The organism is Rathayibacter sp. PhB179, from assembly GCF_004345345.1.
In the GTDB taxonomy this organism is placed as follows: Bacteria; Actinomycetota; Actinomycetes; order Actinomycetales; family Microbacteriaceae; genus Rathayibacter; species Rathayibacter festucae.
In genome coordinates this window covers 224,644-237,724 of sequence record NZ_SLVD01000005.1, presented here as the reverse complement: position 1 = coordinate 237,724, position 13,081 = coordinate 224,644, and the positions used below count along the sequence as shown (strand labels likewise).

Below are 13,081 nucleotides of genomic sequence, written 5' to 3'. Positions count from 1 at the left end.
GCTCGGTTCGACCGAGTGCCGCCGCCCCGCCGATGCTCATCGAGTTCGAACGGGAGCGGCCCCGCCGCTGCTGAGCCGCCCGGAACGCACCGCTGCGTGTCTCCGGGGCTCCTCCCCCGTGCGAGGTCCCCGGTCCGTCGCGCCTCGGAGTCCTCGACCCCATGCGTCGGCGATCCGTCACTCCGCCCTCCGATCGAAAGACACCGCCATGTCACGCATCACCTCCGCAACCCCGTCCACCCGCCGCACCCGCGCGCTCCTCCGCTCCCTCGCGGTCACCGCCGCCGTCGGGATCGCCGCCACCGGTGCCTCGTTCCAGATCGCGCCGGCCGCCTCCGCCGCTCCGGCCGCGGCCTCCGCGAGCGCCTCGACCTTCGGCCCGGACGGCACGCACTACCCCTCCGACACCCCCGACATCCGCTCCGCGCTCCCCGCCGGCACGACCGTCGTCGACGTCGCGGCCTCGGGCCCTGCGATCCGCGCCGCGCTCGACGCCCTCACGCCCGCCCGGATCGCCGCCGGCGCCGTGGTCCGCGTCGCTCCGGGACGCATCGACGACCTCTCCGCGCTCGACGGCTACACGAACGACGGCCCGCTCAAGGTGCTGATCACGGCGCGCGACGGCTTCCAGTCCGTCACCGGCGGCAGCTGGATGCTGAAGGGCGTCACCGGCATCACGCTGATGCGCTTCGACATCGGCTCGATCGATGTGAAGGGCGCGACGCACTCCTCGTTCGCCTGGCTGCGGATCGCGAACAACTGGATCGGCCTCGCCGCCTCGTCGGGGATCCCGGTGCGCGACGTCGAGCTGCTCGAGATCGTCGAGCCGGAGTCGAAGCTCAAGAGCGGCGACTCGGCGCAGATCAAGGCCTACTCCCCGAACACGGTGAGCGACGTTCTGGTCGCGGGCGACTACATCGCGCCCTCCTACTATCTCGACAAGCAGTACGGCGGCGGCGCCAACCCCGCGCGCCCGCACACGGACAGCCTCCAGATCGAGGGCGCCGGCATCATCGGGCAGGTCACCGTCCGCGACACCGCCGTGTTCAGCTCGAACAACAGCGCCGTCATCGTCGGCGGCGTGAAGAACGTCCTCTTCGACCACGCGCTCATCCTCGGCGGCGACGTCGCGGCGCAGCGCTACCCGTTCCTCCAGGGCGGCGCCGGCTACCCCGGGGCCGTCAACGGCAAGGGCAGCGTCAGCGCGATCCAGGGCAAGGGCGGCGGCAACGTCGATGCGACGGATTCGATCTTCACCGGCTCGCTGCAGCCCACCTGGAACGCCGTCTCCGGTTCCCGGACCACCCTGACCGGCAAGGTCGCCCGCAGCGGCGGCTTCTCCGTCGACACGGCGCTCAGCGCGCTGACCGCCGCCGGCTTCGACGCGCTGGCTCCGCGGCCGACCACCGCCCTCCTCACCGGCGCGTGGGATCGGGTGACCGTCTCGGGCGGCACGACCGCCGCATCCGCGAAGGTCGCCCCGCGGACGGCGGCTCCGGCGCCCGCAGCCTCGGCCGCGCCGAAGACGGCCACGCCGGCTCCGAAGTCGACCTCCACTCCGAAGACCAGCGCTCCGCACGCCACGACCGCCCCGAAGGCTCCCGCGACGCCCGCGCCCGCTGCCACCCCTGCGTCGGCCGCTGCGAAGCCCGCTCCGAACAAGGCCGCCGTCGACCGGACCGCGCCGACCGTCGCGATCACCTCGCCGCGCACCGGCACGGTGCTGGGCGGCTCGACGACCGCCACCGTCACCGCGACGGACGACACCGTCGTCAGCCGCGTCACCTTCCTCCTCGGCGGCACCGATGTCGGCGACGCCGTGCGGAACGCCGACGGCACCTGGTCGCTGACCACCAGCACCGCGGGCACGCACGGGACCTTCCCGCTCACCGCCCGGGCGACCGACGCCGCCGGCAACAGCACCGTCAGCGCGCCCGTCACCGTGACCCTGAAGTAGCCCTCAGGCGGGTGGATCTCGATGCGCCCGCTGCGCGGGCTGCTCGATCAGCATGACAAGAGCGAGGTGGTGGGCCTGCTCGGCGACAACGGCGCCGGCAAGGCACCCTCCTGAAGATCCTCTCCGGAGTCGTCCCGATGACCTGGGGCGATTACTCCTGGGACGGGAGGCTGCAGCCCGAGGTGGACCGCTCGGTGACCGAGGAGCTCGGCGTGGGGACGATCCACCAGTACTCGGCCCTCGTGCCGACGATGTCGATCAGCCGCAACATCGTCATGAGCCGCGAGATCACCGACCGCCTCGGCTTCATGAGGACGAAGGAGATGGACGCGATCGCGACCGAGATCCTCGACACGGTCGTCACCATCGAGGGCACCAAGAGCTCGCGTCAGCTCGTCGCCTCGCTCTCCGGTGGGCAGGCGCAGGCCGTGGCCATCGCCCGGGCCGTGCACTTCAAGCGGAGCCTGCTGATCCTCGACGAGCCGACCTCGGCCGTCGCGGTCCGGGCGACGGAGGCGCTGCTGAACTGCCTGCGCCAGCTGAAGACGGAGGGCGTGAGCTCGATCCTCGTCACCCACAACCTGCACCACGCCTACCAGGTCTGCGACCGGCACATCGTGATGAACCACGGCCCGCGACCGCTCACGGCCGCTTCGGCGCAGCGGCTCCCGTCGAACCTCGGACGACCAGGGTGGTCGTCAGCGACGGCCGGCCCTCGCTCATGGCCTCGCCGGCGAGGCCCGCGAGAAGGTCGGCCACGGCGCGCCGACCCGCTTCGACCAGCTGCGCGCGCACGGTCGTCAGCGGCGGCGAGATCAGCTCGCTGCCGAAGATGTCGTCGAATCCGGCGACGCTGAGCTCCTCCGGCACGCGGATCCCCTGTCCCGCCGCCGCCTGCATCAGTCCGAGGGCGAGGAGGTCGTTGAAGGCGATGACCGCCGTCGGCCGAGCGGCGAGGACTCGCCTCAAGGCGTCCTTCCCGCCGTCGATCGTCGGCGCGTTCGGCCCGATCTCGACCAGGGCGAAGCCGAGACGGTCCGCGTCCTCGAGCATGCGCTCGAACCGCCGGTCGCTGATCCACGAGGTGTCCGGGCCCGAGAGGTAGACGATCGATCGGTGCTCGAGCGCGGCCAGGTGCTCGAGGAGCTCCCCGACTCCGCTCTCGACGTCGGGAAGGATGCTCGGCACCCCCGGGACGGCGCGGTTGATGAGGATGACCGGCTTGCGCTCGGCGATGCTGACGATCCGCTCGTCGGAGAGGCGGGTCGTGGCCAGCACGATGCCGTCGACGGTCGGGATCAGCCGTTCGATGGCCTCGGCCTCCGCCTCGCCGGACTCCTGCGATTCGGCGATGACGAGCGTGTAGCCCGCCGCACTGGCGGCGTGCTCGGCGCCGCGGACGATACCGAAGACGACGGGGTTGGTGATGTCGGCGACGACCAGGGCGAGCGTGTGGCTCCGCCCGGACAGCAGGGCGCGAGCCATCGGGTTGAAGCGGAAGTTGAGCTGATCCGCCGCCGCGCGGACGCGCGCCTCGGTCTTCGCGCTGATCCGCCCCGGCTTCGACAGAGCGCGCGAGACGGTGGAGGGGGCGACGCCGGCCAGCTCCGCGATGTCGTAGATCGTCGCCGCGCCCCCGCGCCGGTGCAGGCGGGCCGCCAGCTCGGCGGGGATCTCGGCCGCGATCCCGTCAGGCATCGGTCGACCGGCGGAGGGGTGCGGCGAGGGGCATGGAGCGATCATCCCTGCTGACCGTGCGCGACGCCAACCCGCCGCGCACCGCGGCCGCGGCACCACCCCCCGCGACGGTCATCGGGCAGCCTCCGCGAAGACCTGTCCGCGGATCTCGTCGAGCACCCGCGCGACGGAGAGGGTCGCCGCGGCGTCGTGCTCGGGGTGCTCGCGGAGACCCGCCGAGACCGTCGCCGCCACCGATCGGATCATCGGCACGTAGCCATTGCCCTCGCGCGGGCGCCGGAGCGGGATCGGCTCGCCGAACAGCGCTCCCTGCGAGCCCGCGTGCACTCGGGCGACGTCGCCCGCCCAGAACATGGCCGGGATCTCGATCCAGCCGGCGGTGCCGCTGACCGAGGCGGACGGGTCGAGGGCCTCGAGGACGGAGCAGGCCAGCTGGGACGAGGCGCCATCCTGGTGCTGCAGCGAGATCTGCGCCGCCACATCGACACCGTCCCGCACCACCCCGGTCGCGGAGACCGAGACGACCGGCCCGAGCAGCCACTCGGCGAGGGTGACCGGGTAGATGCCCTGGTCGAGCACCGTACTGCCGCCGAGATCGGCATGCCAGCGGCTGCCGCCGGCGGGGAAGGGCATCCCGAAGGCAGCGCGGACGTAGCGGGGTGTTCCGAGGACGCCGTCGCGCACCTCGCGCGCGACCTCGAGGTGGAGGGGGTTGAACTTCATCCACATCGCCTCCATGACGAAGCGGTCGTGCTCCGCGGCGGTCTCGAAGAGGCGTGCGGAGTCGGCGGCGCTGGTCGTCATCGGCTTCTCGACGAGGACGTGCTTGCCCGCCTCGAGCGCGCGCGTCGCGAACTCGAGGTGGGTGGCCGGCGGCGTGGCGACGTAGACGACGTCGATGTCGGGATCGCCGAGCAGGGCGTCCGGCTCCGTCGTGGAGCGCGGGACGCCGTGCGCGGCGGCGAAGGCCTCCACCGTCTCGGTGCGCCTCCCCCACACCGCGCCGACGACTCCGCCCGACGCGCGGATGTCCGGGACGAAGGACTCCGAGATGCGGCCGGTGCCGAGGATCCCCCAGCGCAGCGGCGGTGCGTCGCCGCCGCCCCCGCTACTCATCGCTGGACGGCTTCGCGCCGTCGAGTCCGCGCCAGCGCTTGCGCAGCGCCCAGGCGGCGGCCTTGGGCTTGCGGTCGCGGGAGAAGACGCCCTTCTTGTTGCCGTCGACCCGGTGCAGGCCGTTGTCGGTGGCGAAGTCGGCGAAGTTCCAGACCTGCTCGCCGACGAACTGGGGAAAGCGGTCGAAGACGCGGTGGTTGGCCTCGAGGTAGGCGATCTGGTACTCCTCGGTCCAGACCCGGTCCTCCCAGACGGAGTGCAGTCCGGGCTCGGTGTCGGCGCCGTACTCGCTCATCATGATCGGCTTGTCGATGCGGTCGATCCAGCCCTGGATGTCGCCCTGCAGGTAGGCCTGGGCGACGTCGAGCTCGCCGCCGGCGATGTACCAGCCGTAGTAGCGGTTGAGGCTGATCACGTCGAAGAGGTCGATGATCCGGTCGTTCTGGAAGGTCGCGAACATCACCAGGGAGTAGGTGAGCGGGCGGGTCGGGTCGAGCTCGCGGGCGAGCTCCACCAGGGGTTCGAAGTACTCGCGGGCGCCCTCCTCGTTCGAGGCGGGCTCGTTGGCGATGCTCCACATCACGACGGACGGGTGGTTGCGGTCGCGGACGAGCAGCTCGCGGAGGTGCTGCGCATGCGCGGCCTGCGTGTTGTCGTTGGCGAACTGCTCGGAGAAGGTCGGGAACGGCGGCGTGCCGCTCATCCCGCCGACGACGCCCATGTTCAGGCCGACGGCGGCGGTCTCGTCGATCACGACGATGCCGTGGCGGTCGGCGAACTCGAGCACCTCCTCGGCGTAGGGGTAGTGCGAGGTGCGGAAAGAGTTGGCGCCGATCCACTCGAGCAGCTGGAAGTCGTGGACGAGGTAGGCGTCGTCGTGTCCCTTGCCGCGGATCGGGGTGTCCTCGTGCTTGCCGAAGCCGGTGAAGTAGAACGGCTCGCCGTTGAGGAGGAACTCGTGCCCGCGCACCTCGACGGTGCGCACGCCGACGGCGAGCGGGTAGCTGTCGACGACCTCGTCGCCGTCGAGAAGTTCGACGGTCAGCTCGTAGAGGTAGGCCGCGCCGGGCTTCCAGAGCACGACATCGGCGACCTCGAGGACGCCGTGCGCGCCCTCCCCCCGGGCGACGACGGCGCCGTCGGCGTCCTCGAGGCGCACCCGGACGTCCGCGCCGCCGGTCGACTCGACGCGGTAATCGACCGAGCCGGTCGAGCCCTCGAAGCCGGTGACGACGACGACGTCGTCGATGCGGCGCTTCGGCCGGCTGTGCAGCCGGACCGAGCGCGCGAGTCCGGCGTAGTTGAAGAAGTCGTGGAAGTAGGTCTGCTTGCGCTTGCCGGTCGCGGTGACGTCGATCCGGCCGGGCGGGATGGTCTCGTTGGTCAGGTCGCCGCTCACCGCGACGGTGAGGCGGAACTCCCCGCCGGCGGCGACGCGGTCGGTGATGTCGACGTCGAAGGGCGTGTAGCCGCCGACGTGCTCGCCGGCGAGCTCGTCGTCGACGTAGACCTTCGCGGCGTGGGTCGCGGCGTCGAAGCGGAGCAGGACGTCGTCTTCGCCCCAGCCGAGGGGCACGCGGACGGTGCGCTGGTAGTAGACCCAGCCGACGTGCTTGCGGATGGCCGGGTCGGTGAAGAGGTCGTTGTAGGAGGCGGGGACGGCCGCTTCGAGCGGCGTGCGCAGCGTCGCGGTCCACGGCGACTCGTCGACGCGGGAGTCGAGCGCGAAGCGCCAGACGCCGTCGAGGCTGACGAGCTCTCGGGTGGGGGTGGGGCGGGGCTTGAGCATGCTTGCCTCTCTTCGGGTCGGCGCGGGGCCGGCGTGGTTCAGTGTGGTCGAGGTGTCGGAGGGATCGCGGAGCGATCCGGGTGGGTCAGGGGGCCGGGCTGCGGACGGTCACTCCGATGAGCGCCCCGCCGAGCAGCGCGAGCGCTGCTGCCGTGAGGTAGAGGGCGGTGAAGTTCTCGCCGCCGCCGAGCGCGAGCACGAGCGGCGCGGCCAGCGGGGAGATCACTCCCGGGATCTTCTGCGCGAAGAGGGTGATCGCGGTGTAGCGGCCCGCCTGCGTCTCCCGGTGCGGAAGGACGTCGAGCGAGAGCGCCTGCCCGACAGCGGAGAACAGGGCGATGCCGAGGGAGGAGAGCAGCGAGCCGACCAGGAGCGCCGGGAGGGCGCCGGCCGTGGCGGAGACGATCGAGCCGGCGGCGAACAGCGCGGCGCCCGCGACGACGAACGGCCGCCGGACTCCGGTGCGATCGCTGAGCCGGCCGCCGCCGAGGGAGCCGACCAGGGCCGTGCCGATGCTGAGCGCCGAGGTGAGCGCGAGCACCCCTGCGACGTCCGGCACCGCGAGGTCGAGGCGCTGGGCGAAGAAGAACACGGTGAAGCTGGTGGTGAGGCTCAGCCCGAGGAAGAAGACGAAGCGGCCGATCCAGTTCCGGGTGAAGTCGGGGAAGGCGCGCGGGTCGAAGGCGTAGCTGCCGAGGATCCGGCGGAGGGTCATCCGGTCGGCGGGCGCCGGTCCCCGGCTGTCGGGGTCGGCGGCGAGCAGCGCGAACGCCCCGGCGAGCAGCAGGCCGACGGCGGCCGGGATCGCGAAGACCAGGAGTGTCTCGGAGCGGACGGTCCCGACGAGCAGGATGCCGAGGACCGGTGAGATCTGCATGGTGAGGCCGGTGAGGCCGGAGACGGTGCCGCGCTGCTGAGCCGGCAGCCGGTCGGCCTGCCAGTTGCCGATCGAGGCGCCCGCCGTGTTCCAGCCGACCGTCGACAGGATCCAGCCCAGGGCGAGGACCGGGACGGTCGGCGCCGTCACCAGCACGGGGACCGCCGTGACGCCGAGGGCGAGGCCGGCGACCGTGAACGGCCGGCGCCGCCCCCAGCGCGACCGGGTGCGATCGCTGAGCACGCCGGTGAGCGGCGCGACGACCAGCGTCGCCGCGGAGCCGACGCCGAGCAGCACCCCGAGCAGGTCGGGGCGGCCGGGGGCGAGCTCCTCGAGCCGCACCGCGAGCGAGTAGGCCATCGGCACGATCATCGCCATGCCCGAGCCGAACGTCGCCGCGACGAGCAGCGCGACCGCGAGCCGCCCGAGCGGCTGCTGCTCGGCGCCGACGCCGGTCAGCGACACCGGCGTCGCCGTGCTCCCCCTCATGCGGCCCGGCCCCTCACGCGGCCGAGAGCGTGAACCGGGTCACCAGCGCGTCGGCGCCCAGCGCCTCGACGCCGATCACGCGACCGGTGAAGCCGCCGGCGACCTCGGTCGAGAGGTACCGGCCGTCGAAGGACGCGAGCTCGACGAACCCCTCCGGGCCCTCGGCGCCGAGCACGATCCGGTCCGGACCCTGCCGCTGGCCGGGCTGTCCGCCGAAGGGAACCGCGCGGGCCACCAGGCGCGCCAGAGCGCCCAGGTCGTCGCGCTCCCCCAGGACCTCATCGAGCGGCCCGACGACGAGGCGCGCGCGGACGACGCCGCCGACGCGCTCCACCATCGCCTGGTGCTCGTCGTCGATCCGGACCGTCAGGGAGAGGTCGCCCTCGCCCTCGACGGAGGCGGTCCAGGTCTGCTCGGTCGCGCGCACGGTGAGCAGCCGCTCGGCGGCCGGCGACTGCGGGGCGCGGCCGGCCCGGAGCCGGAGACCCTCGGCCGACGGCGACGCGAACGATGCGGGCACCGCGCCCGGCGCGATCCAGCGCGGATGCAGCGATGGACCGCTGAAGCGCTCGTCGAGATCGGCCGCGCGGGTGGCCGGGGCGAACCGGTCCTCGACGACGACGGGCCAGTCGTCGACCCAGTCGATGCCGGAGAGGAAGGTCTCGCGGCCGTTGGTGTGCCACTTCGGGAAGGACCCGCGCGGGCGGGTGCCGAGGTGCACGATCGCCCAGCCGCCGTCGGCGAGCTCGACGAGGTCGGCGTGACCGGTCGACTGCACCGGATCGGTCGTGCTGCGGTGGCTGAGGATCGGGTTCGCCGGGTTCGACTCGTACGGGCCGTCGGGAGCGTCCGCCCGCGCGATCGTCACCATGTGGCCGTGCGCCGTCCCGCCCTCGGCGACCACCAGGTACCAGCGGCCGCCGCGGGAGAAGACGTGCGGCCCCTCGGCGTGCGCGCCGCCGGTGCCGCGCCAGATCTCCGTCGGCTCCGAGAGCACCGCCCCGGTCAGCGGGTCGACGACGGCCTGGGAGATGCCGCCGTTCACGACGTCGGACCAGGTCAGCCGGCAGACGCCGTCCTCGTCCCAGGAGAGGTCGGGGTCGATGCCGAGCAGCCCGGTCGTGCGGACGGGCTCGCTCCACGGGCCGGCGGGATCATCGGCGTGCACGATCAGGTGCCCGTCGCGGATCTCGTGCAGGTTCGTGGTGACCATCCAGAAGCGGCCGTCGTGGTGGCGCAGGGTGGGGGCGTAGATCCCGCCGCTCGCGTTCTCGATGCCGGTGCGCACGTCCAGCTGCGAGGGCCGGTCGAGGACGCTGCCGAGCTGCGTCCAGGTCGCGAGATCGGTGCTCGTGAAGAGCGGGACGCCGGGGAAGTACTCGAAGCTGGAGGTGATCAGGAAGTACTGCTCCCCCACCCGGCAGATCGACGGGTCCGGGTGGAAGCCGGGCAGGGCGAGCGCGGTCACGAGGCCTTCTTCAGCGTCTCGCGGCGCTGCTCGCGGCGCGCGCTCTGGCGGCGCGGGTCGGCGACCGGAGCCGCCAGCAGGAGCCGCTGGGTGTAGGGGTGCGAGGGGGTCAGCGTGACCGTGGGCGCGTCTCCCGTCTCGACCAGGTCGCCGCGGTAGAGCACCGCGACGCGGTGGCTGATGTGCCGGATGACGGAGAGGTCGTGCGAGACGAAGAGGTAGGCGACGCCCGTGGCGCGTTGAATCTCGACGAACAGCTCCATCACCCGCGCCTGGGTGGAGAGGTCGAGCGCCGAGACGGGCTCGTCGCAGACGATCACCCGGGGGCCGGGGGCCAGCGCCCGGGCGATGGCGACGCGTTGGCGCTGCCCGCCGGAGAACTCGCGCGGCAGGCGCTCGAGGGCGTCGGACGGCAGCTGGACCTGATCGAGCAGCGTGCGCACCCGCGCTCGGGCGTCCTTGGGGCTCGAGCCCTGGACGACGAGCGGCTCGGCGAGGATCTCGCCGATCGTCATCGACGGGTTCAGCGAGGTGTACGGGTCCTGGAAGACGACCTGGATCTGATCGGCGATCGCACGCCGCGCGGCGCCGCGCAGACCGCCGATCTCCTGGCCGTCGAAGCGGATGGTCCCGGCGGAGGGCCGGACCAGGCCGAGGACGGCGCGACCGATCGTGGTCTTGCCCGAGCCGGACTCGCCGACGAGGCCGACGGTCTCGCCCGCTGCGACGTCGAGGTCGATGCCGTGCAGCACCTCGACGGGCTTCGCGCGGAAGCCGCGGCCGGGGAAGGCGACGCGCAGGTCGCGGATCTCGAGCAGGCTCACGCCGCACCTCCGGTGGTCGTCGCCGTCACCGGCGGGTCGGTTCTGACCGTCTCTTCATCGAGGATCGAGTCGAGCAGCATCGCGGTGTACGGGTGCTCGGGGGCGTCGAAGACGGCCTCGACCTCGCCCTGCTCGACGATCTCGCCGCGGCGCATCACGGTGATGCGGTTGCAGACGTCGGCGACGACGCCGAAGTTGTGGGTCACCAGCAGCACGGCCATGTCGAGCTCGTCCTGCAGATCGCGCAGCAGGTCGAGGATCTCGGCCTGCACCGTCACGTCGAGGGCCGTCGTGGGCTCGTCGGCGATCAGCAGCTTCGGGCGGCTGACCACGGCGCCGGCGATCAGGACGCGCTGCGCCATCCCGCCGGAGATCTGGTGCGGGTAGGAGCGGAAGGTGCTCTCGGGATCGGCGATGCCCACCCGGGCGAGCAGGGCGAGGATGCGCGACCGCGCCTCCTTCTTCGAGACGCCGAGCGCCGCCCGGGCGCCCTCGACGAGCTGGGCCCCGACGGTGAACGACGGGTCGAGGTTCGACATCGGCTCCTGCGGGATGTAGGAGATCGCCTTCCCGCGGAAGGGCCGCATCTCGGCGTCGGAGAGACCGATCAGCTCGGTGCCGTCGAAGAGGATCGAGCCCCGCACCACCACCGCCTCGTTCGGCAGGACGCCGAGGGTGGCGAAGGCGGTCTGCGACTTCCCGGAGCCGGACTCGCCGACCAGCCCCATGACCTCGCCGCGGGCGACGGTCAGCGAGACCCCGTGGACCACCTCGTTGAGGGTGCCGTCGGGGCTCGGGTAGGCGATCACCAGGTCGCGGATGTCGAGCAGGGAGCGGGCGGCCCGCTCGCGGTCGACGGCCTCATCGGCGACGACCCGCTGCCCTCCGCCGATCTTCGCGGGCGTGGGCTTCGAGCCCTCGAGCGCGTCGCGGAGCGAGTTGCCGAGCAGGACGAGGGACGCGGTGATGATCCCGAGGCCGATGCTGGGCCAGAGGAACTGGGTCGGCGCGATGTAGAGGTTGCGGAAGCCCGACGCGATCATGGCGCCGTAGCTGGGGACCTCGAGGGAGCCGACGCCGAGGAACGCCAGGCCGGACTGCACGGCGATGGCCGAGCCGAAGAGGAAGGCGGCGGCGATGATGATCGGCCCTCGGACGACCGAGAGCACGTGCCGGCCGAGGATGCGGAGGTCGCCGAGTCCCGAGACGCGCGCGGCGTCGACGTAGAGCTCGTTCTTCACCCCGAGGACGAGGTTCCGCACGATCCGGTAGATGCCCGGGGAGAGCAGGACGCCGAAGATCAGCATGGTGGCGCGGTAGTCACCGCCGGTCACCGGCATCAGGATGATCAGCAGGAGCAGGCCGGGGAAGGTCATGATCAGGCTGAAGACCCACTCGGTGGTCGCCTGCGTGACGCGGCCGAAGTAGCCGCCGATCAGGCCGGCTACGACGCCGATCACGAGGGCGACCCCGGCGCCGATCAGCCCGGCGATGACCGCGGTCTGGGTCGAGAGGATCATCCGGCTCAGGATGTCGCGGCCGGACTCGTCGGCTCCGAACGGGTAGCCCGGGGTCCCGGCGGGCGCGTTGATCGCCGAGAGGCTCGAGTCGTTCGCGCCCATCGGCGCGAGCAGCGTGGCGAAGACGCCGACGAGGAGGACGAGGAGCAGGAGCACGGAGGTGATCAGCGCCTGCGGGTCGCGCAGGAGACGCCGCCAGAGCGGCGTCCGCGCGGCGCGGACCTCGGCCGCGATGGTCTGCAGCCCCTCGGTGCTCGGGATCGCGATCCCGCGGGTGAGCGGTGCGGCGTCGGCGTGGCCGGCACCCGCGGCCTGCGAGGTGGGGGTGGACTGCACCGGAGGGGCGGTCTGCTCGTCGGCCCGGCCGTTCGCGCGGGCGCTGTCGTCGGACGGGGTCATCGGACTCTCGCTTTCGGGTTGAGCCAGCCGTTGGCCAGGTCGGTGACGAGGTTGACCACGATGACCAGAGCGACGCCGAACGCCGCGATGCCCAGGACGACCGGGATGTCGCCCTGCAGGGACGCGTTGAACGCGTAGCTGCCGTAGCCGGGGAGGGCGAAGACGTTCTCGATGATCAGGGCGGCGCCGAACATCTGGATGAACTCGAGGGACAGCACGGTCAGGGCCGGGCTGCCGGCGTTGCGCAGGGCGTGCTTGAGGACGATCGCGCGGGTCGGCACACCGCGCGTGCGCAGGGTGCGGACGTAGTCGCGGCGGAGCTCGTCGATCATCCGTCCGCGGACCTGGGCGGCGAGACCGGCGATGCCGCCGATCATCAGCACGATGACGGGGATGACGATGCTGCGCGCCCAGCCGGCCGGGCTCTCCGTGAACGGGGTGAAGCCGGTGGCAGGCAGCCACTTCAGCTGCACGGCGAAGACCACGACCAGACCGATCGCGAGCAGGAGACCGGGAACCAGGTAGCCGACGAGCGAGACGCCCTGCGCGATCTTGTCGACGACTCCGCCGCGGGAGGCGGCCCAGACGCCGAGCGCGGTGGCGATGATCGCGGTGAGGATCAGCGCCGGGACGATGATCGACAGCGTCACGGCCAGTCGCTGCAGCACGGACGGGCCGACCGGCAGCGAGGTGTAGACGGAGATGCCGAGGTCGCCGCGCAGCAGGTGGAGCAGCCAGTCGACGTACTGGACGAGGACCGGACGGTCCCAGCCCTTGGAGGCCATCAGCCCGGCGACGTTCTCGGGCGTCGCGGACGAGCCGAGGATCGTGCTCGCCACGTCGCGGAAGGACGTGCTGAGCAGGAGGAAGGTGATGAAGGTGACCAGGAGGGCGAGGACGACGCCCGCCCCGAGGCGCTTCGCGATGTAGAGGATCATCTGATT

Annotated in this window: 10 protein-coding genes; 1 reads left to right on the top strand and 9 read right to left on the bottom strand. The window is 72.3% G+C overall.

The features are described 5' to 3' along the window. Positions 1 to 208: 208 nt before the first annotated feature. Entirely contained in the window at positions 209 to 1,957 is a 1,749-nt protein-coding gene (locus EDF43_RS21830; protein WP_165909093.1) for an Ig-like domain-containing protein, read from the top strand. A 151-nt stretch (positions 1,958 to 2,108) separates the two neighbouring features. Here EDF43_RS21830 and EDF43_RS21825 read toward each other — a convergent pair whose 3' ends face one another. The 9 genes from EDF43_RS21825 to EDF43_RS12435 all read right to left on the bottom strand — a co-directional run bounded on the left by EDF43_RS21825 (position 2,109) and on the right by EDF43_RS12435 (position 13,075). Further along, positions 2,109 to 2,312 carry a hypothetical protein gene (locus EDF43_RS21825; RefSeq protein WP_165909084.1) on the bottom strand — a complete coding sequence of 68 codons (204 nt, stop codon included), beginning with the start codon at positions 2,310 to 2,312 and terminating at the stop codon, positions 2,109 to 2,111. A gap of 287 nt (positions 2,313 to 2,599) precedes the next feature. Further along, on the bottom strand, positions 2,600 to 3,655 hold the full coding sequence (locus EDF43_RS12470) for a LacI family DNA-binding transcriptional regulator (protein ID WP_159422827.1): 1,056 nt from the start codon (positions 3,653 to 3,655) through the stop codon (positions 2,600 to 2,602). Between the two features lie 111 nt (positions 3,656 to 3,766). Beyond that, entirely contained in the window at positions 3,767 to 4,771 is a 1,005-nt protein-coding gene (locus EDF43_RS12465; RefSeq protein WP_132437171.1) for a Gfo/Idh/MocA family oxidoreductase, read from the bottom strand. Then, positions 4,764 to 6,560: a beta-glucuronidase gene (uidA, locus tag EDF43_RS12460; protein WP_132437170.1), complete on the bottom strand. Its 1,797-nt coding sequence runs from the start codon at positions 6,558 to 6,560 to the stop codon at positions 4,764 to 4,766. Before uidA ends, EDF43_RS12465 begins: the two co-directional genes overlap by 8 nt. Positions 6,561 to 6,645: 85 nt before the next feature. Further along, positions 6,646 to 7,926, bottom strand: a complete 1,281-nt coding sequence (locus EDF43_RS12455) for an MFS transporter (RefSeq protein WP_132437169.1) — start codon at positions 7,924 to 7,926, stop codon at positions 6,646 to 6,648. Between the two features lie 13 nt (positions 7,927 to 7,939). Continuing rightward, positions 7,940 to 9,394 (bottom strand): glycoside hydrolase family 43 protein, encoded by a 1,455-nt coding sequence (locus EDF43_RS12450; RefSeq protein ID WP_132437168.1) that lies wholly within the window; start codon positions 9,392 to 9,394, stop codon positions 7,940 to 7,942. Continuing rightward, positions 9,391 to 10,218, bottom strand: coding sequence for an ATP-binding cassette domain-containing protein (locus EDF43_RS12445; protein ID WP_132437167.1), 828 nt, complete (start codon positions 10,216 to 10,218; stop codon positions 9,391 to 9,393). The genes EDF43_RS12450 and EDF43_RS12445 overlap by 4 nt, the downstream gene beginning before the upstream one ends. Further along, positions 10,215 to 12,137: a dipeptide/oligopeptide/nickel ABC transporter permease/ATP-binding protein gene (locus EDF43_RS12440; protein ID WP_207901733.1), complete on the bottom strand. Its 1,923-nt coding sequence runs from the start codon at positions 12,135 to 12,137 to the stop codon at positions 10,215 to 10,217. Before EDF43_RS12440 ends, EDF43_RS12445 begins: the two co-directional genes overlap by 4 nt. Further along, entirely contained in the window at positions 12,134 to 13,075 is a 942-nt protein-coding gene (locus EDF43_RS12435; protein ID WP_132437166.1) for an ABC transporter permease, read from the bottom strand. Before EDF43_RS12435 ends, EDF43_RS12440 begins: the two co-directional genes overlap by 4 nt. Positions 13,076 to 13,081: the final 6 nt, after the last annotated feature.